The following is a 22187-nucleotide window of genomic DNA, read 5'->3' on the forward strand; positions in this document are numbered from 1 at the left end:
GTGGGGGATACCGGCAGGCCCATGACAATGCCTAACAGTTGAATCTGTCGTGTCCTCGCCTTGCCTGCCGAGCGAAAGATTGGCGGATCCATAGGAATCACACAAGGGTCCGGAGAGTGGTGTAACACATGCGCCACACAACTGCCATGCTGGCGACCCATGAGCTCGTACCACTGTCCGGAGTGCGCCACCCGCGCCCCCGTCGAGTCGGCGTCCTGGTGCTGCCCGAACTGCCGCGGCCCCTGGGATCTGGACTTCACCGCCGCTCCAGTCGGCCTCAAGTCCCTTTCCACCAGGGTCAATTCACTGTGGCGTTACGAGGAGGCGCTGCCGGTCTCCGCACCCGCCGTCTCCCTCGGCGAGGGCCGGACCCCGCTCGTACCGCTCACCGAGACCGTCTCCGTCAAGCTCGACTTCCTGATGCCGACGCTCTCCTTCAAGGACCGCGGCGCGGTGGTGCTTTCGGAGCTGGCCCGCCGGCTCGCGCCGCGGCGGGTGATCGCCGACAGCAGTGGCAACGCGGGCACGGCGATCGCCGCGTACTGCGCACGCGCCGGTCTCGACTGCACGGTGTACGTCCCCGAGGCCACCTCCGCCAAGAAAGTGGAGCAAATCCGGGCACACGGGGCGCACCTCGAACTCGTCCCCGGCGACCGCGAGGCCGCCGCTGAGGCCGCCCGCACCGCCGCCGACCTTCCCGGCACGTTCTATGCGAGCCACGTCTACAACCCGTACTTCCTGCACGGCACGAAGACGTACGTCTACGAACTGTGGGAGGACCTCGGCGGCACGCTCCCCGAGGCGATCGTCGTCCCTGTCGGCAACGGCACCCTGCTCCTCGGCGCGGCCCTCGGCATCGGCGAGCTGCACGCCCACGGCCTGATCGCCGAGCGTCCCGCGCTGATCGCGGTCCAGGCCGAGAGGGTCTCCCCGCTCGCGGCCGCTTTCCACGCCGGGGCCGAGGAGTTGCTCGCCGACGGCGCACCGCCGCGGCCGACGCTCGCCGAGGGCATCGCGATCCCCCGTCCTCCGCGCGCCCGGCAGATCCTGCGGGCCGTACGCGAATCCGGCGGCACCTTCCTCACAGTGACGGAAGATCAGATCCGGGCCGCCCAGCTGGATCTGGCCGCGCGAGGGCTGTTCGTCGAGTCCACGGGAGTCGCGTGCTGGGCGGCAGCGGGCAGGTGGACCGACCGCGCCGCCGTGGTCCCGCTGTGCGGGGCGGGGCTGAAGACAGGCCTGGCGCCTGGGCCGTAGCCTCAGCTCTTGGTGAAGGGCTCGGTCCGCACCTCCGGCCACTCCAGGCATCCCCACCCCGCTCCGGCCGGCACGAGCACAACCACCACCGCGGCCACCGAGTCCCGCGCTCGCAGCATCCCGCCCACCAGCGCCCAGGCCGCGAGCGCAAGGGCAGGCACCCCGAACACCATCAGCGGCCCCTCGACATAGAGCAGGCTCCAGTACCGCTCCCCTTCGAAGCCGCCGCGCGCCCCGGGCCCGGCGCCCGACTCCCAGACGAAGTACCCGGTGCAGAACCCGGCCACCACAGCCAGACATCCGGCCCACCCACGCGTGCGTTCAATCCCCATACGCGCCCCGGACGCGCAAGGCGGCCGGGCCGGTTCCGGGACTTGCGGCCGTATGAACGCGTAACCGTGTCAGCCGGCGGGCAGCGCCCCGCGCCCCGTCGGCGAGTGCACACCCTTGCGCGCCGGCTCGCCACAGTGCGCGCAGATCAGCTTCGGCTCCAGCGTCTCACCGCAGCTGTGCTGCCACTTCAGCGGCGGATCATCGGAGTTGAGGTGACGGTCGCCCCACTTCATCAGCGTGAGCAGTACGTCTCCGAGCTCCTGGCCGGCCGGCGTCAGATGGTATTCGTAGCGCGGTGGATGCTCGTTGTACTGCTCACGGCGGACCGCCCCCGCCGCCTCCAGCTTGCGCAGTCGCGCCGTGAGGATGTCGCGGGACGCCCCGGTGTTACGGACGATCTGGTCGAAGCGCCGCACCCCGTGGCTCAGTTCGCGCACCGCGAGCAGCGTCCACCGCTCGCCGACCAGGTCGAGCGCGTCGGCGATGGAGCACTCTCGGGGCTGGATGCGCTTGGACATGCGTTTCATTCTAGGTCGGTCGGTTGCGAATCCAAACGTTCAGGGTGAGCACGACGGGCGGAATCAGTTTGAACTTCAAACCTACTGACTCAACCCCGCCAACCCCTCGGAGAGGGTTGTCAATTCCAACTTAAGGTTGTTATCGTCGTCGCCGCCAGAAAGTTGGGTACTCCAACCCACCAGGCCACCACCTCCTCGACCGCACAGAACCGGGAGCGAGAGTGAGTCAGACCGACACCCTGGCCGACCCCCTGGACATCATGGGCCGCTTACTGACCCCCGAGGGCAAACAGAACCCGTATCCGCTGTACGAGGAGATGCGCGCCCACGGGTCGCTGGTCGACATCGGCGGCGCCCATCTCTTCGCCACCGGCTACGCCGAATGCGCCCGCGCCCTGCGCGAGCCGGATCTGCTGTCCACGGACGGCGCGGTCCAGGACGGCAAGATGCCGGGCTGGCGCGAGCACGCGTCGTGGCGCTGGCTCACCAAGAACATGCTGTTCTCCAACGACCCCGACCATGAGCGGCTGCGCCGCTTCTTCAGCGGCGCGTTCTCCGCCCGCAGCGTCGCGAACTGGCGGCCGATGGTGGACCGGCTGGCCGAGGACGCCGTACAGCATGTCGCCGAACTCGGCGCGGGCGGCAGGCCCGTGGACCTGGTCCCCGAATTCTCCTTCCGCTTCGCGACCGCCGTCATCGGCGAACTGCTCGGCATCCCGGAGAAGGACCAGGCGGGCATGCGCGGGATCATCGGGGACATCACCACCGCCCTCGACCCCATCGGCGATCTCGCCGAACTGGAGCCGGGGGACGCCGCCATGGAGCAACTGGCCGAGTACTTCTACGAGTTGGTCGCCCAGCGCCGCACGGCTCCGGGCCCGGACCTGACGAGCGCCTTCGTCCGCGCCCGCGACACCGGCGGCGAGCTGACCGAGGAAGACCTCGTCGCCAACCTCATGCTGCTCCTCGTCGCCGCCGCCGAGGCGCCCCAGGACCTGCTGAGCAATATGGTGCGCCTCGCCCTCGAACACCCCGAGCACGCGGACCGGCTCCGCGCGAACCCGCGGTCGGCGGCGGGCTTCGTCGACGAGACCCTGCGCTTCGAACCGGCGGTGCAGGCGCTGAACCGCGTGGCGGCACGGGACATGTGGTACTTCGGCGTGCGCGTGGCCGAGGGCACCCCGGTGACCCTGATCATCGGGGCGGGCAACCGCGACCCGCGCCGGTTCTCCGACCCCGGCGTCTTCGACCCGGAGCGCCCGGACAACCAGCCGCTGACCTTCAGCGCGGGTGCGCACTACTGCCTGGGCGCCGCGCTGGCCCGGATGTCCGCGGAGACGGTGGTGCCGCAACTGCTTCGCCGATTGCCTGAATTGACGCTTGCGGAACCGCCGACCTTCCGCAACCAGCTTGTGCAGCGGGGCCACGGCCGACTGCCGGTGAGGACAGCCTGACGGTCTCGGCGCAGCGGGCGCGGGTCGTCAACGGGCCCATGCCGTCAGCGGCCGCGGGTCGTCAACGGGCGGTCGTCAACGGGCGCGTAGTGCGCCCGTCGTACTGCCCGTGCGCTCGCGCAGCAGGACCCGCAGAGTGTTCGCGTGCTCGTAGCCGACCTTGCGGGCGATCGAGTCCAGGGAGAGGCCGGTGGTCCGCAGCAGGTGCGAGGCCTGCTCGACCCGCAGGTCCTGGACGAATCGCACGGGAGACATGCCGAGCACGCGGCGTACGGTCCGCTGAAGGGTGCGTTCGCTGACGCCCAGTGAGCGCGCCGCGTCGACGACGCTGATCGGCTCCTCCAGGTGCAGCCTCGCCCAGCGCTCGAAGGCGGCAACGAGCGGATCGCTCTGCGCGAGCGCGCTCGGAATGGTGTACGAGGACTGCGAAGGGCGCTCGTCCACGACCAGGTAGCGGGCGACGAGGTCGGCCACGGCCGGACTGCTCATCCGGACGATGGCGAGCGCCAGATCGACATGCCCGAAGGCCGCTCCGGCCGTCATCACACCGTCCGACGTGGTGACCATCCTGGTCTCGTCGATCGTGACAGCCGGGTAGCGCTGACGGAAAACGGGTGCCAGCCACCAACTCGTCGTCGCCTTCCGTCCGTCGAGCACCCCCGACTCGGCCAGCAGGAAGGTGCCCGTACAGGCCGAGGCGACGGGTGTGCCCCGCTCACGGGTGTCGGCCACCAGCGTCCGTACCGCCGTGGATGCGGGGCCGGAGACATGGTCGAGCAACGCGTCCGGCCGCCGCTCGGCGAGCGCCGGCACCAGCAGCAGACCCGCTCGCCGGGCCTCAGCGGTCGGCTGGGTGGTGACGACGTGTCCTGCGCCGGTGCGGACGCGGCGGCGGAAACCGACGGTGGTGACCTGCCAGGCGGGCGGCGGCTGTGGAAGCTCAGCGCGCATGGCGTTCGCCGCGTCGAGCACGTCGAGGATCGCCGAGAGTCCGGAGTCGAACACGCCGTCGTAGACCAGCACCGCCACGTCCATGTCGGAAACGATATCTGAAGCGTCGTTTACGACACTGGGAAGGTGCTGATCACCACCCTAGGTTTGCTGATGTCCCCAACGACGGGGACGGGGGAAACCGACGCCGACCTACGGAGTGACTCACCATGAACATCGGTCTGCTGGCCCGCATAGAGGCCAAGCCCGAGTACGCCGACAAGGTGGAGGCGATGCTGCGCGACGCGCTCCAGCTCGCCCGCGAGGAGGAGCACACGGTCACCTGGTTCGCGTTCCGGGAGAGCGCCACGGCCTTCGGCGTCTTCGACACGTTCGAGGACGAGCAGGGACGGACCGGTCATCTGCAGGGCCGGATCGCCGCGGCGCTGATGGAGGCGGCGGAGACGATGCTGAGCTCCGCCCCTGACATCCGCCCTGTGGACCTCCTGGCGGTCAAGCTTCCCTGACCGTTTTTCGAGGACGAGGTCCCGCGGGCCGCGAGCTGCGGCCCGCGGGACCAAGCCGTACGCGCACGCCACGACGACCCGCGCCGGTCTTCACGTTGCCGGGCGCGGCCTGAGGCCGGAGGATCCAGCACATGGAAAGGACGACAGTCGTCAACCTCAAAGGCCATCGCGACGACCCCGAGTACGCGGACGTCGTCTACGTGGGCCGCGCCATGCACCGCGGCGGCTGGCACCTCGACGGCTCCCCGCTGGCCAGCCCATTCCGCCCGGGCCCCGACGGCACCCGCGAAGAGGTCGTCGAGAAGTACCGCGCGTATCTGCTGGCCCGCCCTGACCTCCTCGCCCACCTCCCGTCCCTGCGCGGCCGCCGGCTCGGCTGCTGGTGCGTCCCGCAGCGCTGCCACGCGGAGGTGCTAGCGGAACTGGCGGACGCGGACGGGCCGCGCACAGCGAAGGCCCGCTGACGCGGTACGCACGGGGAACACAACCCAGCACCCTCTCCTGCTCTCGGACTCACCCAGCGATCAGTACTGATAGCGAGCGGCGCGGATGATGATCTCTTTGTCCGTGACCAGGTAGACGGGGCGGTGCTCGTCATCGATCCGTCGCGACCAAGCTCCAGGCAAGTGGTACTTCAGGGGCTCGGGCTTGCCGATCCCCAGAAGGCGGCGGTGGCCCGGAGCCGGGACCCCGGGCCGCGGGCAGGGCGCTCATTCGGACGGGCCGTCCGCGCACGCCGGGCAGCGGCCCCAGAACGTCACCGCCGCCTCGTCCACGCTGTACGTGGCGGGCAGGCGGGCTTCCAGGCACGGGGCGACCCCGATCACACACTCCACGTCCGCTACGTCGCCGCACTCCCGGCAGACGAAATGGTGGTGGTTGTCGCCCCGTTCGATCTCGTAGCGGGCGGGATGGCCGGCGAGCTGGGTGCAGCGGGTCAGGCCCGCCTCGGTCAGCGCGCGCAGCACGTCGTACGTCGCCTGGAGGGAGAGCCGGCCGGTCACCTCGCGCGCCCGGGACCGGACCGAGTCGGCGTCGGGGTGCTCCGGCAGCGCCTCGACGGCCGTCAGTACGGCCATGCGCTGTGCGGTCACCCGCAGGCCCGCCTCACGCAGCCGGGACGCCGCGCGCGCCATCGGTTCCTGCCCGGCCTCGCTCATGGCCGCCGCCTTCCCGCTGTCTCGCGGCACATCACACCGGGGAGCAGGTGCGGTCGCCGGAGGGGCCCAGCTCGAACCAAGTGATCTTCCCATGGGCGGTCGGGTAGCAGCCCCACCTTCGGGACAGCGCCTCGACAAGCGCCAGACCGCGTCCCCACTCGTCGTCGGGCGCGGCACACCGCAGTCGCGGCAGCACGCTGCTGCCGTCCTCGACCGAGCAGAGGATCATGTCGGCCAGCACCAGGGAGAGATGCAGCGGCCCCACCGCGTGGCGCAGGGCGTTCCCGACCAGCTCACTGACGAGCAGTTCCGCCGTCTCGACCAGCGTGTCGGGGACCCATGCGGCCATCAGGTCGCCGCGGATGTCGCGGCGCGCCTGAGCGACCGCGGTCGGCGTCCAGGGCAGCGGCCACGAGGACACGCCCGCGCCCTCCTGCCAGGGAGACGGCGGACAGGCAGGCTCCTGGTCCAACAGCGCCGCACCGGCCACGCCGCCCGACGGCTCCCGCCAGGTGCGTGCCTGCTCGCTGCGCTGATCGCCCGGGTCTTGCAGGGGACCCATGTTCGTGCACCTCCACTGGACCGAAAGCCCGTTTTGCGTGATTTGGGCTTGTTATAGCCAGCGTATGACTGTTCTGGAGTAAGTCAAGATTAGAGATGAATTCTCCTTTGTGTAAGCACTCCATATGCCGTCCATCTATCTGAACTCTGGGCTCGCCGATGTTCGCGCCACCGTCGGCCTCGGCGCCGCATCGCGGCCGACGACGGTCACGACCCGTGCTTCGAGGGCGGCGCCGCCGGGTCGGCGAAAGGGGTCTCGGTCTGCGTACTGCAGGACATCCGCGGCCTCAGCAGCATCGAGGTACGGCACGCAACAGGCCGACGAGAGCGCCGACACGAGAAGAGCTGACTCCAACGAGACCGCGTCCCCGCCGTCTTGGTCTCCTTGTTTCGCCCGCTCCAACCCGAGCAGCACGCGAGCCCCTGGTCTCATCACAGACCAGGGGCTCGCGTGTGCTGTCGCCCGAAGGCAGCACCACGTCAGCACGAGAAAAGACTAGGGGCCCACCTCGGAGGAGGTGGACCCCAGCTGACCTTCATGTTTGTCAGGTCGGCAGTGTCGTGCCATGAGACCCGTCACACGTTGAAGCGGAACGTCTGCGGCAGAGCTCCCACCTGCGAAGATATGGATTTTCCGGGGCCCATCCCAGCACGGTCCCAGCACGGGCCGCTTCATCCCAGCTCGGCGACGTGCTCATAAGCCCTTTACCGCGCTCGCCCATTACTGGAGCGCAGGGCGCACGGAGGGCGCCTGCCGGGTGCCGATGATCCTTGAGGTACGGGTGTTGATGCAGTGGGACCGATCCAACCGAGGCGGACCTCGCCGGTGTGCTCATCTCGCACGGTACGAGAAGAGCACATCGCTGCTCCGCGGTTATCGGGGCTGCCACGCCCCTACGAGGTCCTCGGGTCCCCAGTGCGCGGTGAGCGGCAGATCATCTGCCACCCCACAGCGGGAGACCGCGACCAGTGGAGTATCCGGGGCGGTGCCGGGGACGGCGAGCATGTCACGTACCAAGGCGTCGTACTCATGGCGGCCGAAGGGCTGGGTCTCCAGCCACTTGACCGACCCGACAAAGTGCACCTGCCGAGCCACCGGCTCGCGGTCTGCACCAATGAGGTCGATCTCTGGGTTGTTCTGACGGTTCCACCAACCGCCGATGGCTTCGGTCTCGGGCCACTCGTCATTGGGCATCAGACGCAACAGGGACTCGCGGATCAGTGGCTCGACCGCTCGCCCACGCCAAGTGGTCCATGATCGCTCGATGCGTTCCAGCGCCAAGTCACCGCGGCCACGCTCGATGAGTGGGATCGCGCGTGCCAGGAACGCCAGCCAGAACCGCAGATACGGGTCGGCGATCCGGTAGCGCTTGTTCTTGCTGTCCGGCTTGACGGAGAGGGGGAGATCAGCGGCCAAGACTCGCTTGGCCTGCAGCATGGCCAGTAGCGGGGAGAGCGTGCCGGACGGCAGCGCGCTGGCGCCGCCGGCCTGGGCTGCGATCGCGCTGAACGTGCGCTCACCGCCGCCAACCGCTTCCAGTACAGCCCGTGAGTGCGAAGCCTCGGGGAATTCACCCAGCAGCGACAGCTCGCCGGCCACCAGCAGGGGCGCGAGAGGATTTGCGACCGAAGCCTGCAGGAAGTCCGTACGCCCCATTCCCGGCCGCCACGACTGCACGATCTCGGGGAATCCGCCGGTGATCAACTGGGCGTCGACGGCCCCTGCGGCATCGAGCTCGGTCATGGCTTGCACATCGGCCAGGTTCAGAGGGTGAACGGTCATTTTCGCTGCCCGCCCGAAGAACGGGCGTCCGTACGACTGCAGTGCCTCCATCACCGATGTATCGCTGCCGACCAGCAGCAGAAGCACGGGCTTGGAAGAGAGGTGACGGTCCCAGATTGTTTGGAGTGCGCCCTCGAATTCCTGATCCTGTTCGACGAGCCAGGGCACCTCGTCGATCACCGCGATGCTGGGTGAGTCATCGGGTACCGCGAGCGCCAGCGAGCGCAGGGCCTGGTTCCAGTCCTGCGCCTGGAAGCCGGCGACCAGCTCCGCCCCCGGCATTGGCGACTGCGCGAGGGTCGCGGCAAAGTCGGCGCGCTCCGTCACAGGGTTGCGCCCCCGGGTGGCCTGGAACACCACGTACGGCGCTCCCGAGCGGTCGCAGAACTCCTGGACCAGTCGCGACTTCCCTACTCGGCGCCGGCCAGTCATGATCACAGCGCGCCCCCGAGTGGCTCCAGCACCCTCTGCCACTGTCCGGTACTGCTCGGCCAGCAGTTCAAGATCCCCGGCCCGACCTTGGAACTCCATGACGCACTCCAGGCAGTAACGTAGATAGATTATTACGTAGATTGAATCTTACTTCATTTCGTGCGGCCTAGTGGATCGCGCACAAGGGCGGGTGCGGGAGGTCGAGATAGTGGGTTGGAGCCAGCGTTCTGCTCGCCAGGGAGGGGGAGGGGTGGGCGCACGGACGCGGTTCTCACTCCTACCAGCCACGCGGACGAACCTCACATGCAACAAGCATCGCGGCTGATCAGAAGCCACCTGTGGAGCTGCGGCCATTTAGCGCACAAGCCCTATCGAAAACCCAGCACGGTAGAGGTGAGCAGGGGTGATGATGGGTGACGAGGGATCAGGTTTCCCAGCACCAGCCCAGCACGGAAAAAACTAGGGGCCCGACTCCGAAGAGTCGGACCCCATCTGAGCTGCATGTTTGCCAGGCCGCCAACGTGGTGCTATTTCATCCGCTCAGACGTTGAAACGGAACTCCACCACGTCGCCGTCCTGCATCACGTAGTCCTTGCCCTCCATGCGCGCCTTGCCCTTCGCGCGGGCCTCCGCGACCGAGCCCGTCTCCACCAGGTCGGCGAAGGAGATGACCTCGGCCTTGATGAAGCCCTTCTGGAAGTCGGTGTGGATCACACCGGCCGCCTCGGGGGCCGTCGCGCCCTTCTTGATGGTCCAGGCGCGGGTCTCCTTCGGGCCCGCCGTCAGGTACGTCTGCAGGCCGAGCGTGTCGAAGCCGACGCGGCCCAGCGTCGCCAGGCCCGGCTCCTCCTGGCCCATCGCCTGGAGGAGCTCCAGCGCCTCGTCGTCGTCGAGCTCGATCAGCTCGGACTCGATCTTCGCGTTCAGGAAGATCGCCTCGGCCGGGGCGACCAGCGCGCGCTGCTCGTTCTTGAAGTCCTCGTCGACCAGTTCGTCCTCGTCCACGTTGAAGACGTAGAGGAAGGGCTTGGTGGTGAGCAGGTGCAGCTCGTGCAGCAGTCGGCCCTTCTCCGTGCCGGCGGTGATGCCCGCGGCGAAGAGGGTCGTACCGGCCTCGAGGATCTTCTGCGCCTCCTCGACCGCCGCCAGGACCGCGACCTTGTCCTTCTGGAGGCGGGACTCCTTCGTCAGGCGCGGGACCGCCTTCTCGATCGACTGGAGGTCGGCGAGGATCAGCTCGGTGTTGATCGTCTCGATGTCGTCCTTCGGCGAGACCTTGCCGTCGACATGGACGACGTTCTCGTCCTGGAAGGCGCGGATGACTTGGCAGATGGCGTCGGACTCACGGATGTTCGCCAGGAACTTGTTGCCCAGGCCCTCGCCCTCACTCGCGCCGCGCACAATGCCCGCGATGTCGACGAAGTCGACCGTCGCCGGGAGGATCCGCTGCGACCCGAAGATCTCGGCGAGCGCGGCGAGGCGGGCGTCGGGGACGCCGACGACGCCGACGTTCGGCTCGATGGTGGCGAACGGGTAGTTGGCCGCCAGCACGTCGTTCTTGGTCAGGGCGTTGAACAGGGTCGACTTGCCGACATTCGGCAGGCCGACGATTCCGATCGTGAGCGACACGTTGGCGACTTCCTGGAGTGAGGACTGGCTGATGGCCGTACGGCCCGGAGGTGGGCCGATCCCCCAGTTTACGGGCGGGTCAAGCCGGGCATCGACGGGGAGCCGGGAGTCGAACTCAACGCCAAGGTCAGCCAAAGGGCGTGTCCCATGCCTGATTCCTCCCCACTCGCGACCTACTTTGTTCGGGTGGAGCAGCCCAGGACAAGTCAATCTCAGCGCCGACAGCGGCCGCAGCCCCCTCTCTCCCCGAAAGTCCCCCTTACTCCGCAGAGCGCGCTCGCCGACGGCACGCTCGCGGAAGGCACCCCCGTGTACCGGGTGGCTGCCCGGCCCGCGCGCACCGTGCCGCCTGTGGTGCTCGCGCTGCGCAGACTGCCCAAGCCCCGGCTGACCGGCCTCGGCGGCGGACTGTTCGGAGCCGCGACCATGTTCGCGCTCGGCTGCCTGGACTGGCTGCTGTTCGGCGGCTCCGCCGTGGTGTACGGGCTGCTGTTCCTGCCCGTGAGCGCGCTGACGGCGCTGTGGGTGCGGGAGGCGGACCTGGTCACCGCGCCGATCAGCGTGCCGATCGCGTTCGCTGTCGGGATCGTGCCGATCTCCGGCGGCACGGGTGGCTTCGGCGGCCAGACGATGGCGGTGATCACCGCACTCGCGGTGCACGCCGGCTGGCTGTACGGCGGCACGCTGATCGCGGGGCTCATCACGTGCGTCCGGAAGATCCGCATGATGACCCGCCGCCAGCGCCGCACCCGCGGCGGTCCCCCGCCGCGCCGCGGCTAGACCACGGCCGGCGTCCGCCAGACCAACGTCGGCGTTCGCCAGGCCACGGCCGACGCAGTCCGGCGGCACGGGACCGGCCAGGGGCGGACCGGCCCGGGGCGGGCTCAGCCCCCGCTCGTACCGCGCACCCGGCGCCGCCCGCTCGCCCCCTACCTCCCCGCCGCCGCCATCGCCGCGCCCACGATTCCGGCGTTGTTCCGGAGCTCCGCCGGGATGATCTCCGCCCTGATTCCCTCGATCAGCGGCACGAACTTGTCCGCCTTGCGGCTCACCCCGCCGCCGATGATGAACAGTTCGGGCGAGAACAGCATCTCCACGTGCGCCAGATACTTCTGCACCCGGTGCGCCCACTGCTGCCAGCTCAGGCCCTCGTCCTCCTTGACCTTCGTCGACGCGCGCTTCTCCGCGTCGTGGCCGTGCAGTTCGAGGTGGCCGAGCTCGGTGTTCGGCACCAGGCGGCCGTCGATGAAGACCGCGCTGCCGATGCCCGTGCCGAGTGTCAGCAGTATCACCGTGCCCTTGCGGCCGTGGCCCGCGCCGAACGTCATCTCCGCGATGCCCGCCGCGTCCGCGTCGTTCAGGACCGTCACCGGCAGGCCCCCGAGGCGGTCGCCCAGCAGCTTCGCGGCGTCCATGTCGACCCAGCGCTTGTCGACATTCGCCGCCGTACGCGTAACGCCGTCCATGACGACGCCGGGAAAGGTGATGCCGACCGGGCCCGACCAGCCGAAACTGCCGACCACCTCGGCCACGCCGTCCGCCACCGCGTCGGGCGTCGCCGGGTGCGGGGTCAGGACTTTGTAGCGCTCCTGCGCCAGTTCGCCGCGCTCAAGGTCCACAGGTGCGCCCTTGATGCCGGATCCGCCGATGTCCACTCCGAACACGTTCATGGACCCAACGTTACGGGCAGCGTCCGACAGTTACTTCCCGGACAGCTCCGTTACTTCCCGGACAGCTCCGCCGCCTCCGCGCGCAGATCGCGCCGGAGCTCCTTCGGCAGCGAGAAGGTGATCGACTCCTCCGCCGCCTTCACGATCTCGACGTCCTCGAAGCCGCGCTGCGAAAGCCACTCCAGTACGCCCTCGACCAGCACCTCAGGCACGGACGCGCCCGACGTCACGCCGACCGTCGAGACGCCGTCCAGCCACGCCTCGTCGATCTCGTCCGCGAAGTCCACCAGATGGGCGTCGCCCGCTCCCGCGCCCAGCGCCACCTCGACCAGCCGCACCGAGTTCGAGGAGTTCTTGGAGCCGACCACGATGACCAGGTCCGCCTCCACGCCCATCTGCTTCACCGCGATCTGGCGGTTCTGCGTGGCGTAGCAGATGTCGTCGCTCGGCGGCGAGATCAGCTGCGGGAACTTCTCCTTCAGTTTGTCCACCGTCTCCATCGTCTCGTCGACCGACAACGTGGTCTGCGAGAGCCAGACGACCTTCGACTCGTCCCGTACAGACACATTTGCGACGTCTTCGGGGCCATCCACGAGCGTGATGTGGTCGGGGGCCTCGCCGGACGTGCCGATGACTTCCTCGTGGCCGTCGTGGCCGATCAGCAGGATGTCGTAGTCCTCGTCCGCGAAGCGGACGGCTTCCTTGTGGACCTTGGTGACCAGTGGGCACGTCGCATCGATCGTCGCGAGCTTGCGCTGCGCCGCCTCCTCGTGGACGACCGGCGCCACACCGTGCGCGGAGAACATGACGATCGACCCCTCGGGGACCTCCGCCGTCTCGTCGACGAAGATCGCGCCCTTCTTCTCCAGGGTCTGTACGACGTACTTGTTGTGGACGATCTCGTGGCGGACATAGATCGGCGACCCGTACTGCTCCAGGGCCTTCTCCACGGCGATCACGGCACGGTCCACGCCCGCGCAGTAGCCACGGGGAGCGGCGAGCAGGACGCGTCGGGCAGGAGTCGTAGCAGTCATGCCCCCCATCGTAAGGCCGCCCAGAAGGGGCGAGAGAGCCGCCCGCCACGGGAAGACTCGTACCAAAGTCGGTATGAGCCGCGTTGTCGCACCCGGCCGATACGCTCGCCCGTATGGCTCTCAATACGTCCGCGGAAGCTCCTCTGCCGGTCGGCGAGGTGTCACGGCTCATCGGAGGGTGGATCGACCGGCTCGGCGCCGTCTGGGTGGAGGGGCAGATCACCCAGCTGTCGCGGCGGCCGGGCGCCGGGGTCGTCTTCATGACCCTGCGCGATCCCTCGTACGACATCTCCGTGAGCGTCACCTGCTTCCGGCAGGTCTTCGACGCGGTCGCGGACGTCGTGGCGGAGGGCGCGCGCGTGGTGGTGCACGCCAAGCCGGAGTGGTACGCACCGCGGGGGCAGCTGTCGCTGCGGGCCGTGGAGATAAGGCCGGTGGGGATCGGTGAACTGCTCGCGCGCCTGGAGCAACTGAAGCGGACCCTGGGCGCGGAGGGGCTGTTCGCCGTCGAGCGCAAGAAGGCGCTGCCGTTCCTGCCGCACCGGGTGGGGCTGGTCTGCGGGCGGGCATCGGCAGCCGAGCGCGACGTCCTGGAGAACGCGCGGCGCCGGTGGCCGGCCGTCCGCTTCGAGGTGCGCAATGTCGCCGTGCAGGGGGTGCACGCGGTGACCCAGGTCGTCCAGGCGGTCAAGGAGCTGGACGAGCTCACGGATGTGGACGTGATCATCGTGGCGAGGGGCGGCGGCAGCGTGGAGGATCTGCTGCCGTTCTCGGACGAACAGCTGATCCGCGCCGTGTCCGAGTGCCGTACGCCTGTGGTGTCGGCGATCGGGCACGAGCCGGACTCGCCACTGCTCGACCTGGTGGCGGATCTGCGGGCGTCGACGCCGACGGACGCGGCGAAGAAGGTCGTGCCGGACGTCGGCGAGGAGCTGGACCGGGTGCGGCAGTTGCGCGACCGTGCGCTGCGCACTGTCCAGGGGCTGCTCGACCGCGAGGAGCGGGGCCTTGCCCATGCGCTGGCCCGCCCGTCGATGGAGCATCCGCACCGGATGGTGGATGAGCGCGAGGCGGAGACGGACGCGCTGGTGGCCCGCAGCCGGCGGGTGCTCGGCCACCTCCTTGACCGCGCCGACTCGGAGCTGGCGCACACCCGGGCCCGGGTGGTCTCGCTGTCGCCGGCGGCGACCCTGGAGCGGGGGTACGCCGTGCTTCAGCGGGCGGACGGGGCAGTCGTCCGCTCGCCGGAGGAGGTCGCGGCGGGCGACGAGCTGCGCGCGCGGGTCTCGGAGGGCGAGCTGAACGTCGTTGTCGTACCTCACACATAGGGTGGATCGCATGGCTGCCAACACGGACGAGGCTGCGCTCGGCTACGAGCAGGCGCGGGACGAGCTGATCGAGGTCGTACGCCGCCTGGAGGCGGGCGGCACGACGCTCGAGGAGTCGCTGGCCCTGTGGGAACGCGGCGAGGAGCTGGCGAAGGTCTGCCGCCGCTGGCTGGAGGGCGCCCGCGCCAGGCTGGACGCGGCGCTGTCCGAGGGCGAGCGCGAAGCCGGTGGCGCTGGGACCGCCGAGGACTGAGCAGGCAGGGGCCCCTTCCCCTGTGACTCGGGTCACTCTGGGCGTGTAGTTGAAATTTAATCTACCGGGGTGCGGTTACACCCGCCGTAATGATCCACCGCATGCCCCGGACCGGAAGGTATGTCAGCAATGACCCTCGCCCTTGACTCCGCCGCTCAGGACCTCCTCTTCCGTGAGGCCCGCACCGCCAACACGTTCACCGACGAGCCGGTGACCGAGGAGCAGGTCCAGGCGATCTACGACCTCGTCAAGTTCGGACCCACCGCCTTCAACCAGAGCCCCCTTCGCGTCGTCCTCGTCCGCTCCGACGAGGCCCGCGAGCGCCTGGTCAGCCACATGGCCGAGGGCAATCAGGCGAAGACCGCGTCCGCGCCGCTGGTCGCGATCCTCGCCGCCGACAACGAGTTCCACGAGGAGCTTCCGACCCTGTTCCCGCACTTCCCGCAGGCCAAGGACATGTTCTTCGCCGAGCGCCCGGTCCGCGAGCAGGCCGCCGGCCTCAACGCCGCGCTGCAGGCCGCGTACTTCATCGTCGGCGTCCGCGCCGCCGGTCTGGCCGCGGGCCCGATGACCGGCTTCGACTTCGCGGGCGTCCAGAAGGAGTTCCTGGACGACGACCACACCCCGCTGATGGTCGTCAACATCGGCAAGCCGGGCGAGGACGCCTCGTTCCCGCGCTCCCCGCGACTGGCGTACGACGAGGTCATCACCACCGTCTGAGCCATCAAGCAGCCGTCACGCAGTCATCACGCGGAGGCCGCCGCACCCGAAGCGGGTGCGGCGGCCTTCGCCATTCGTCATGACGTACGCAGCGCGGCCGCCATCTCCGCGAGCCGCTGCGCCGACGCCGTGCCCGTGACGACCGTCGTCCCACCCTTGTCGTGGCGCACCAGGGCGTCGTACTTCGGCCCCTCCCAGCGCTCCCAGGCCGCGCCCGCGATCTGCTGCGTGCGGTCCGTCTTCGTGGCCTGCTGGCTGACCTGCGGGATGTACTTGCGGGCCGGCGCCGTGGACTGCTCGACCGCGACGTACTCACCGTCCGGGTCCAGGAAGCCGAGGTGCCAGGCGTTGCCGTCGGTCCCCTTGTACGAGACGGACGTCGGCTTCCACCCCTTCGCAAGGCCCTCCGGCGCCGCCACCGGGTACGGCGCCGCACGCCGTGCCGTCAGCAATTCCACCCGGTAGTCGACCGCCTTGATCGGGTCGGCCTTGTCATCGTGCGGAATGAACACATAGATCACCGCGACGACGGCCCCGATGACCGCCATCGACAGCACCATGTCGCGCACCGTCTGTCTGCCTCGCATACTTGCCACGCCCCCATCGTCGCATCATGGTGGCGTGCTCAAACGTGGCCCCCTCTGCTCAATTTGTCGACGTACAGATAGAGTCGGATCACCCTCTTTTCCGGCCGTCGTCGTACAGAAAGGTGCGCTCCGATGACCGAGCACAATCTGCCGTCCCAGCTCGAGGTCTCCCCCGAGGCCCCCGACCGCAACCTGGCCCTGGAGCTCGTCCGGGTCACCGAGGCCGCCGCCATGGCCGCGGGCCGGTGGGTCGGCCGCGGCGACAAGATCGGCGCGGACGGAGCGGCCGTCAAGGCCATGCGGACCCTGGTCTCCACCGTCTCGATGAACGGCGTCGTCGTCATCGGCGAGGGCGAGAAGGACGAAGCCCCCATGCTGTTCAACGGCGAGCGGGTCGGCGACGGGACCGGCCCCGAGGTCGACATCGCCGTGGACCCGATCGACGGCACCACGCTCAACGCCAAGGGCATGCCGAACGCCATCGCCGTGCTCGCCGCCGCCGACCGCGGCACCATGTTCGACCCCTCCGCGGTCTTCTACATGGACAAGCTGGTCACCGGCCCCGAGGCCGCGGACTTCGTGGACATCAACGCCCCCGTCTCGGTCAACATCCGCCGGGTCGCCAAGGCCAAGCACTCCACGCCCGAGGACGTCACGGTCGTCATCCTGGACCGCCCGCGCCACGAGGGCATCGTCAAGGAGATCCGCGAGACCGGCGCACGGATCAAGTTCATCTCGGACGGCGATGTCGCGGGCTCGGTCATGGCCGTACGCGAAGGCACCGGCGTCGACATGCTCATGGGCATCGGTGGCACGCCCGAGGGCATCATCTCCGCCTGCGCGATCAAGTGCCTCGGCGGCACGATCCAGGGCAAGCTCTGGCCGAAGGACGACGCCGAGCGGCAGCGCGCGCTCGACGCCGGGCATGACCTGGACCGGGTGCTGCACACGAACGACCTGGTCAGCGGCGACAACGTGTTCTTCGTCGCCACCGGAATCACGGACGGCGAGCTGCTGCGCGGAGTGCGTTACCGCGCGGAGACCGCGACCACCCAGTCGCTGGTGATGCGCTCCAAGTCCGGCACGATCCGCCAGATCGACTCGACCCACCGGCTGTCGAAGCTGCGTGCGTACAGCGCCATCGACTTCGACCGCGCGAAGTAGGCACCAGCAGTAGGTACGGGAAGGGGCGCTCCCATGTGCGGTGGGGGCGCCCCTTCTCGTGTGTACGCGTCCGACGCCTCGTCGACCGTCAGGCCGCCGAGGCCGACTTCTTGAGCTCGACGTCGCGCCGCCTGCGCCGGGCCAGCACCACGCGGCGCTCGGCCGCGGTGAGTCCGCCCCACACGCCGTACGGCTCGGGCTGGAGCAAGGCATGTTCCCGGCACTCGACCATCACGGGGCAGCGGGCGCAGACACGTTTGGCTGCCTCCTCGCGTGACAGCCGCGCTGCCGTTGGTTCCTTGGACGGGGCGAAGAACAGTCCCGCTTCGTCCCGGCGGCACACCGCCTCCGCATGCCAGGGTCCGGCCTGATCTTCCCGAGCGGGAATTCGCTGGGGCGGAACGGCGGCGACCTGCAAGGACTGATGCGGCAGTTGCAGCACGGTCTACTCCTGACGACGGCTTCGCGAGCGAGAGACGATGCAGCACTCCCTACCCGCTGTACGCACTCCTATTCACTGAGTGGCACTCAGTTCCGACGCACGGAATTGCGCACCGGCGCTCGCGGCCGAAAAGCGCTCCGGAGCGCAGTCGTCAGCCGAAGTGTTTGCGCAGGCGGTCATGGAGATCGGAGATGCGGCGGCCGCGCTTGGGCTTGGCCTCGACATTGCCGAAAACCGAGTACCCGTTGACGACGACGACCGGGGCCTCGGGATCTTCGGCCTCCAGCGTGAGGACGTCGAAGTTGCCGAAGAAGCCGGTGCCGCTGCCGCGCAGCGAGATGTTCTCCGGGACCCGGACCTCGACATTGCCGAAGATGGAGGTCGCGTTGATCACGGTCAGCCGCTGCCCGAAGAGCGCCTCGGTGAGGTCGATCTCGATGTTGCCGAACAGCGAGAAGGCGTTGGTGCGGCGGCCGACGCGCCAGCGGCCCTTGCGGGTGGAGCTGGAGAAGACGGCGATCAGGTTGTCGGCGGGTCCGCCGGGTCCGGGGACTTCTTCGGGCCCGTACGCGTACGAGGTGGCGTCGGGGCGCCTGCGGGTCGCCGGCAGGTCCTGGACGATCGGTTCGAGCTCGCCGACGGTCTTGGCGCGGTAGACGGCCTCGATCCGCTCGGAGTGCTCCTCGGCGTCCAGCCGGCCCTCGGCCAGGGCGTCCCTGAGGATGTCCGCGATCCGGTCACGGTCGGCATCGGAGGCACGGATGGCAGCGCCGGGTTCCGCGTGGGCGACCGGTTTCTGGGGGTGCTTGTCGAGGTCCACGGATTCAGCGTAGCGAAACGCGATAGATCGCGACTAGTGGCCCACGCCGCTTGTCCCCAAACTCCTCGGGACTTCGTCCGAGGGAGACCCCCAAGGGCTTGATTTCAGTGAGCCCTACCTCACAAGCCCGGCTCCCGCGCGGCGTTCTACGCTGGGGTGCGCGTTGCCAATGGAGGCCGCGTCGCCGTCTGCCGAGTGAGGAATGGCCGTAATGCCAGAGTTTGCGTACTCCGATCTGCTCCCGCTGGGAGAGGACACCACGCCGTATCGGCTGGTGACCGCCGAGGGAGTCTCCACCTTCGAAGCCGACGGGCGTACGTTCCTCAAGGTCGAGCCGGAGGCGCTGCGCACGCTCGCCGCCGAGGCCATGCACGACATCTCGCACTACCTGCGGCCCGCCCACCTCGCGCAGCTGCGCCGTATCGTCGACGACCCCGAGGCCTCCTCCAACGACAAGTTCGTCGCGCTCGACCTGCTCAAGAACGCGAACATCGCCGCCGCCGGCGTCCTCCCCATGTGCCAGGACACCGGCACGGCGATCGTGATGGGCAAGCGCGGCCAGAATGTGCTCACGGCGGGCGGCGACGAGGAAGCCCTCTCCCGCGGCATCTACGACGCGTACACCAAGCTCAACCTGCGCTACTCGCAGATGGCTCCGCTCACCATGTGGGAGGAGAAGAACACCGGCTCCAACCTCCCCGCCCAGATCGAGCTTTATGCCACCGACGGCGGCGCGTACAAGTTCCTGTTCATGGCCAAGGGCGGTGGTTCGGCCAACAAGTCGTTCCTCTACCAGGAGACCAAGGCGGTCCTGAACGAGGCCTCCATGATGAAGTTCCTGGAAGAGAAGATCCGCTCGCTCGGTACGGCGGCGTGCCCGCCGTACCACCTCGCGATCGTCGTCGGCGGCACGTCCGCCGAGTTCGCGCTGAAGACCGCGAAGTACGCCTCCGCGCACTACCTCGACGAGCTGCCGGCCGAGGGCTCCCCGACCGGCCACGGCTTCCGCGACAAGGAGCTTGAGGAGAAGGTCTTCGAGCTCACCCAGAAGATCGGCATCGGCGCGCAGTTCGGCGGCAAGTACTTCTGCCACGACGTCCGCGTGGTCCGGCTGCCGCGGCACGGTGCCTCGCTGCCCGTCGCGATCGCAGTGTCCTGCTCGGCCGACCGCCAGGCGACCGCGAAGATCACCGCGGAGGGCGTGTTCCTGGAGCAGCTGGAGACCGACCCGGCGCGCTTCCTGCCGGACACGACCGACGAGCACCTGGACGAGGCGGGGGACGTCGTACGCATCGACCTCAACCGGCCGATGGACGACGTGCTCGCCGAGCTGGCCAAGTACCCCGTCAAGACGCGCCTCTCGCTCACCGGCCCGCTCGTCGTCGCCCGTGACATCGCGCACGCCAAGATCAAGGAGCGGCTCGACGCGGGCGAGGAGATGCCGCAGTACCTGAAGGACCACCCGGTCTACTACGCGGGCCCGGCGAAGACGCCGGAGGGTTACGCGTCGGGCTCGTTCGGTCCGACCACGGCAGGCCGGATGGACTCGTACGTCGAGCAGTTCCAGGCGGCGGGCGGCTCCAAGGTCATGCTCGCCAAGGGCAACCGGAGCAAGCAGGTCACCGACGCGTGCGGCTCGCACGGCGGGTTCTACCTGGGCTCGATCGGCGGTCCGGCGGCGCGGCTCGCGCAGGACTGCATCAAGAAGGTCGAGGTCGTCGAGTACGAGGAGCTCGGGATGGAGGCGGTGTGGAGGATCGAGGTCGAGGACTTCCCCGCGTTCATCGTCGTGGACGACAAGGGCAACGACTTCTTCACGGAGCCGGCGCCGGCGCCGACGTTCACGTCGATCCCGGTGCGGGGACCGGGGCTGGCGTAACCGAACTGGGGCTCCGCCCCAGACCCCGCGCCTCAATCGCCCAACGGGCTCCATTGGAGCCCGTTGGGGGTCCCCCCGGACGAAGTCCGGGGGGAGATTGAGGACACCGCCCGAAGGGCGGTACAGGGTCCGGGGCGGAGCCCCCGGTTCGTTCAGGCGAAGCGCTGGTTCGGTCCGCCCGTGCACGCCCGCAACCGCACCGCATCCCTCGCCGCCGCCAGCGTCACGCACAGCCCTTGCGCCGCCGCCGGGCGGATCGTGCCGCCGGTGCGGACGAACTGCTGGTTCGCGCCGCCGTGGCAGTCCCACACGATCAGCGCCGCGCCCGCGGCATAGCGGCCACCCGGCACGTCGACGCACCGGTCCTGCGTCAGCTCCGTGTGCAGCGACCTCCGCGCCGCGTCGTACCACCAGCCCTGGTTGCGGCCGCCGTGGCAGTCCCACCCGACGACTCCGGTGCCGTTGCGGGTGACAGCACCCGACACGTCCACACAGGAGCCCGTCGCCTCGTTCCTCAGCGGCTTGTACGCGTCGTCCCACGCTCCCGCGTACAGCTCGGGCTTCCCGCCTGACGCCACGTCCGCGCAACTCGCCTCGCGCAGCCCTGAGTTGTAGAGCTGCGTGAGGCACGAGGCGAACGCCGCGTGTCCGCGCACATTGGGGTGGAAGGACTGGCGGACCGAATTGGAGTCCGGCGGGAAGGGGTTGGTGATGTCCACGTACAGTCCGCGCGCCCAGGTGTTCTCCATGCAGACCTCATGGCCGTGGAAGAGGCGCGAGTTGTCGAGGTAGACGGCTCCGGTGGACTGCGCCGCCTTGCGCATGCCGCGCTGGAAGGCGGGAACGGCGGTGTTGCGGCCCCAGACGGTGTCGGAGTCATAGCCCATGCCGCCGCAGATCAGCTTGCCGGGGAAGCCGGGGTTGTCGCGGAAGTCCGGGCCGATGGGGCTCGGGTAGCCCATCACGACCAGTCTGTAGTCGCCGTCCGCGTACCCGGCGTCGCGCATCACGGTGCGCAGGTCCCGTACGGTCTGCTCGACCTTGGGGACGAGGCCGTCGATGCGGGCCTGCCAGCCCGGTGCGTACTTGGGCTCGCACGGTCCCTGAATCAGCAGAAAGCGCGTGACGCAGTCGGTCATCACCGGCCCGAACCGCAGATCGTCGTTGGCGCCGGCCACCAACAGCACCATCTTGATGCGGGTGTTGCGCGCCTTGATGGCCAGGTTGTCGCTCTGGACGAGCTCGTCGGCGTACTGCTTCGAGCCGCCGATCCGGATGTTTCCGGAGTAGGCGCCGGAGCAGGAGACGTTGTAGGTGACGTCCGCCGCGATGCCCGTGCGGTGGATGGCGGCGTCGGGCGAGCGGTGGCACCAGTTGTCGGGGCCGTTGGTGCCGGGCTCGTACGTGCCGACGCCCTCGCCCGAAATCTCGCTGTCGCCGAGCGAGATCAGGCCGGACTTGCGGTCCGCGAGCGGGCGCTCGGCGGGTCTGCCGTAGAGCTTGACGGCCTCGGCCGCGCGAATGGACTCCAGTTCGGGAGGGAGCGGTACAGATGCGACGGTGCGGGTCCCGTCGGCCTCGGCGGTCGTGGTCGTGGCCGCCACCCCGCCAAGTCCTGCCGCCAGTGCGGCGGCGGCCGCGACCGTACTGCGAAGTCTGCGTCTGGTGCGCCTCATTGCGCCTCCCCGGTTTGTGGTTGTCACCGG

Annotated in this window: 23 protein-coding genes and 1 pseudogene; 10 read left to right on the plus strand and 14 right to left on the minus strand. The window is 69.1% G+C overall.

The genetic code is table 11. From position 1 onward, the window contains the following. Window positions 1-159: 159 nt before the first annotated feature. Window positions 160-1257, plus strand: coding sequence for a threonine synthase (locus QFZ67_RS13555; protein ID WP_307661345.1), 1098 nt, complete (start codon window positions 160-162; stop codon window positions 1255-1257). A 2-nt stretch (window positions 1258-1259) separates the two neighbouring features. Here QFZ67_RS13555 and QFZ67_RS13560 read toward each other — a convergent pair whose 3' ends face one another. Continuing rightward, window positions 1260-1589, minus strand: a complete 330-nt coding sequence (locus QFZ67_RS13560; protein WP_307661346.1) for a hypothetical protein — start codon at window positions 1587-1589, stop codon at window positions 1260-1262. 69 nt (window positions 1590-1658) lie between these two features. Beyond that, on the minus strand, window positions 1659-2108 hold the full coding sequence (locus QFZ67_RS13565) for a helix-turn-helix domain-containing protein (RefSeq protein ID WP_307661347.1): 450 nt from the start codon (window positions 2106-2108) through the stop codon (window positions 1659-1661). 221 nt (window positions 2109-2329) lie between these two features. On the opposite strand from QFZ67_RS13565, the gene QFZ67_RS13570 reads away from it, so the two are divergent. Then, the gene (locus tag QFZ67_RS13570) at window positions 2330-3562 is read left to right on the plus strand and encodes a cytochrome P450 (RefSeq protein WP_307661348.1); all 1233 of its coding nucleotides are present in this window, start codon (window positions 2330-2332) and stop codon (window positions 3560-3562) included. Between the two features lie 75 nt (window positions 3563-3637). On the opposite strand, the gene QFZ67_RS13575 is transcribed toward QFZ67_RS13570, so the two are convergent. After that, the gene (locus tag QFZ67_RS13575; RefSeq protein ID WP_307661349.1) at window positions 3638-4597 is read right to left on the minus strand and encodes a GlxA family transcriptional regulator; all 960 of its coding nucleotides are present in this window, start codon (window positions 4595-4597) and stop codon (window positions 3638-3640) included. A 125-nt stretch (window positions 4598-4722) separates the two neighbouring features. Here QFZ67_RS13575 and QFZ67_RS13580 point away from each other — a divergent pair, with 125 nt between their 5' ends. Both QFZ67_RS13580 and QFZ67_RS13585 read left to right on the plus strand, forming a co-directional pair. Continuing rightward, complete coding sequence (locus tag QFZ67_RS13580; protein WP_307661350.1) at window positions 4723-5019, plus strand: putative quinol monooxygenase; 297 nt, start codon at window positions 4723-4725, stop codon at window positions 5017-5019. Between the two features lie 131 nt (window positions 5020-5150). Further along, window positions 5151-5483 (plus strand): DUF4326 domain-containing protein, encoded by a 333-nt coding sequence (locus tag QFZ67_RS13585; RefSeq protein WP_307661351.1) that lies wholly within the window; start codon window positions 5151-5153, stop codon window positions 5481-5483. A gap of 60 nt (window positions 5484-5543) precedes the next feature. On the opposite strand, the pseudogene QFZ67_RS13590 reads toward QFZ67_RS13585, so the two are convergent. The 5 genes and pseudogenes from QFZ67_RS13590 to ychF all read right to left on the minus strand — a co-directional run. Beyond that, window positions 5544-5678, minus strand: a pseudogene (locus tag QFZ67_RS13590) (Txe/YoeB family addiction module toxin); the annotation flags it as partial. A 51-nt stretch (window positions 5679-5729) separates the two neighbouring features. Then, window positions 5730-6179 (minus strand): Fur family transcriptional regulator, encoded by a 450-nt coding sequence (locus QFZ67_RS13595; protein WP_307661352.1) that lies wholly within the window; start codon window positions 6177-6179, stop codon window positions 5730-5732. A 31-nt stretch (window positions 6180-6210) separates the two neighbouring features. Beyond that, entirely contained in the window at window positions 6211-6741 is a 531-nt protein-coding gene (locus QFZ67_RS13600) for an ATP-binding protein (RefSeq protein WP_307661353.1), read from the minus strand. 873 nt (window positions 6742-7614) lie between these two features. Continuing rightward, entirely contained in the window at window positions 7615-9054 is a 1440-nt protein-coding gene (locus QFZ67_RS13605; RefSeq protein WP_307661354.1) for an ATP-binding protein, read from the minus strand. Window positions 9055-9495: 441 nt separating this feature from the next. Beyond that, a complete protein-coding gene (ychF, locus tag QFZ67_RS13610; protein ID WP_307661355.1) occupies window positions 9496-10584 on the minus strand; it encodes a redox-regulated ATPase YchF in 1089 nt (362 codons plus the stop codon). Window positions 10585-10770: 186 nt separating this feature from the next. Between ychF and QFZ67_RS13615 the strand changes: the two genes are divergently transcribed. Then, window positions 10771-11364 carry a DUF6542 domain-containing protein gene (locus QFZ67_RS13615; RefSeq protein ID WP_307661356.1) on the plus strand — a complete coding sequence of 198 codons (594 nt, stop codon included), beginning with the start codon at window positions 10771-10773 and terminating at the stop codon, window positions 11362-11364. A 149-nt stretch (window positions 11365-11513) separates the two neighbouring features. Here the strand turns inward: QFZ67_RS13615 and ppgK are convergent, their stop codons facing one another. Then, a complete protein-coding gene (gene ppgK / locus QFZ67_RS13620) occupies window positions 11514-12254 on the minus strand; it encodes a polyphosphate--glucose phosphotransferase (protein ID WP_307661357.1) in 741 nt (246 codons plus the stop codon). A 50-nt stretch (window positions 12255-12304) separates the two neighbouring features. Next, on the minus strand, window positions 12305-13297 hold the full coding sequence (locus QFZ67_RS13625; RefSeq protein ID WP_307661358.1) for a 4-hydroxy-3-methylbut-2-enyl diphosphate reductase: 993 nt from the start codon (window positions 13295-13297) through the stop codon (window positions 12305-12307). Between the two features lie 104 nt (window positions 13298-13401). Here QFZ67_RS13625 and xseA point away from each other — a divergent pair, with 104 nt between their 5' ends. From xseA to QFZ67_RS13640, 3 genes are all read left to right on the plus strand, one after another. Continuing rightward, window positions 13402-14616, plus strand: a complete 1215-nt coding sequence (gene xseA, locus QFZ67_RS13630; RefSeq protein WP_307661359.1) for an exodeoxyribonuclease VII large subunit — start codon at window positions 13402-13404, stop codon at window positions 14614-14616. A 10-nt stretch (window positions 14617-14626) separates the two neighbouring features. Next, on the plus strand, window positions 14627-14869 hold the full coding sequence (locus QFZ67_RS13635) for an exodeoxyribonuclease VII small subunit (RefSeq protein ID WP_307661360.1): 243 nt from the start codon (window positions 14627-14629) through the stop codon (window positions 14867-14869). Between the two features lie 129 nt (window positions 14870-14998). After that, entirely contained in the window at window positions 14999-15589 is a 591-nt protein-coding gene (locus tag QFZ67_RS13640) for a malonic semialdehyde reductase (RefSeq protein WP_307661361.1), read from the plus strand. A 77-nt stretch (window positions 15590-15666) separates the two neighbouring features. On the opposite strand, the gene QFZ67_RS13645 is transcribed toward QFZ67_RS13640, so the two are convergent. Next, entirely contained in the window at window positions 15667-16185 is a 519-nt protein-coding gene (locus tag QFZ67_RS13645) for a DUF4245 domain-containing protein (protein ID WP_307661362.1), read from the minus strand. Between the two features lie 123 nt (window positions 16186-16308). Between QFZ67_RS13645 and glpX the strand changes: the two genes are divergently transcribed. Continuing rightward, complete coding sequence (gene glpX / locus QFZ67_RS13650) at window positions 16309-17340, plus strand: class II fructose-bisphosphatase (protein ID WP_307661363.1); 1032 nt, start codon at window positions 16309-16311, stop codon at window positions 17338-17340. 88 nt (window positions 17341-17428) lie between these two features. Here the strand turns inward: glpX and QFZ67_RS13655 are convergent, their stop codons facing one another. Both QFZ67_RS13655 and QFZ67_RS13660 read right to left on the minus strand, forming a co-directional pair. Further along, complete coding sequence (locus QFZ67_RS13655) at window positions 17429-17782, minus strand: WhiB family transcriptional regulator (protein WP_307661364.1); 354 nt, start codon at window positions 17780-17782, stop codon at window positions 17429-17431. A gap of 151 nt (window positions 17783-17933) precedes the next feature. After that, the gene (locus tag QFZ67_RS13660) at window positions 17934-18602 is read right to left on the minus strand and encodes a DUF1707 domain-containing protein (protein ID WP_307661365.1); all 669 of its coding nucleotides are present in this window, start codon (window positions 18600-18602) and stop codon (window positions 17934-17936) included. Window positions 18603-18804: 202 nt separating this feature from the next. On the opposite strand from QFZ67_RS13660, the gene QFZ67_RS13665 reads away from it, so the two are divergent. Next, window positions 18805-20481 (plus strand): fumarate hydratase, encoded by a 1677-nt coding sequence (locus QFZ67_RS13665; RefSeq protein WP_307661366.1) that lies wholly within the window; start codon window positions 18805-18807, stop codon window positions 20479-20481. A gap of 152 nt (window positions 20482-20633) precedes the next feature. Here the strand turns inward: QFZ67_RS13665 and QFZ67_RS13670 are convergent, their stop codons facing one another. Further along, window positions 20634-22157: a ricin-type beta-trefoil lectin domain protein gene (locus QFZ67_RS13670; RefSeq protein ID WP_307661367.1), complete on the minus strand. Its 1524-nt coding sequence runs from the start codon at window positions 22155-22157 to the stop codon at window positions 20634-20636. Window positions 22158-22187: the final 30 nt, after the last annotated feature.

The organism is Streptomyces sp. V1I1 (assembly GCF_030817355.1).
Lineage (GTDB): Bacteria > Actinomycetota > Actinomycetes > Streptomycetales > Streptomycetaceae > Streptomyces.

Excerpts from the sequence above, each read along its gene's own strand:
- QFZ67_RS13555 (WP_307661345.1), top strand. The coding sequence starts at position 160 with ATGAGCTCGTACCACTGTCCGGAGTGCGCCACCCGCGCCCCCGTCGAG.
- QFZ67_RS13560 (WP_307661346.1), bottom strand. The coding sequence starts at position 1,589 with ATGGGGATTGAACGCACGCGTGGGTGGGCCGGATGTCTGGCTGTGGTG.
- QFZ67_RS13565 (WP_307661347.1), bottom strand. The coding sequence starts at position 2,108 with ATGTCCAAGCGCATCCAGCCCCGAGAGTGCTCCATCGCCGACGCGCTC.
- QFZ67_RS13575 (WP_307661349.1), bottom strand. The coding sequence starts at position 4,597 with ATGGACGTGGCGGTGCTGGTCTACGACGGCGTGTTCGACTCCGGACTC.
- QFZ67_RS13580 (WP_307661350.1), top strand. The coding sequence starts at position 4,723 with ATGAACATCGGTCTGCTGGCCCGCATAGAGGCCAAGCCCGAGTACGCC.
- QFZ67_RS13585 (WP_307661351.1), top strand. The coding sequence starts at position 5,151 with ATGGAAAGGACGACAGTCGTCAACCTCAAAGGCCATCGCGACGACCCC.
- QFZ67_RS13595 (WP_307661352.1), bottom strand. The coding sequence starts at position 6,179 with ATGAGCGAGGCCGGGCAGGAACCGATGGCGCGCGCGGCGTCCCGGCTG.
- QFZ67_RS13600 (WP_307661353.1), bottom strand. The coding sequence starts at position 6,741 with ATGGGTCCCCTGCAAGACCCGGGCGATCAGCGCAGCGAGCAGGCACGC.
- QFZ67_RS13605 (WP_307661354.1), bottom strand. The coding sequence starts at position 9,054 with ATGGAGTTCCAAGGTCGGGCCGGGGATCTTGAACTGCTGGCCGAGCAG.
- ppgK (WP_307661357.1), bottom strand. The coding sequence starts at position 12,254 with ATGAACGTGTTCGGAGTGGACATCGGCGGATCCGGCATCAAGGGCGCA.
- QFZ67_RS13625 (WP_307661358.1), bottom strand. The coding sequence starts at position 13,297 with ATGGGGGGCATGACTGCTACGACTCCTGCCCGACGCGTCCTGCTCGCC.
- xseA (WP_307661359.1), top strand. The coding sequence starts at position 13,402 with ATGGCTCTCAATACGTCCGCGGAAGCTCCTCTGCCGGTCGGCGAGGTG.
- QFZ67_RS13635 (WP_307661360.1), top strand. The coding sequence starts at position 14,627 with ATGGCTGCCAACACGGACGAGGCTGCGCTCGGCTACGAGCAGGCGCGG.
- QFZ67_RS13640 (WP_307661361.1), top strand. The coding sequence starts at position 14,999 with ATGACCCTCGCCCTTGACTCCGCCGCTCAGGACCTCCTCTTCCGTGAG.
- glpX (WP_307661363.1), top strand. The coding sequence starts at position 16,309 with ATGACCGAGCACAATCTGCCGTCCCAGCTCGAGGTCTCCCCCGAGGCC.
- QFZ67_RS13665 (WP_307661366.1), top strand. The coding sequence starts at position 18,805 with ATGGCCGTAATGCCAGAGTTTGCGTACTCCGATCTGCTCCCGCTGGGA.
- QFZ67_RS13670 (WP_307661367.1), bottom strand. The coding sequence starts at position 22,157 with ATGAGGCGCACCAGACGCAGACTTCGCAGTACGGTCGCGGCCGCCGCC.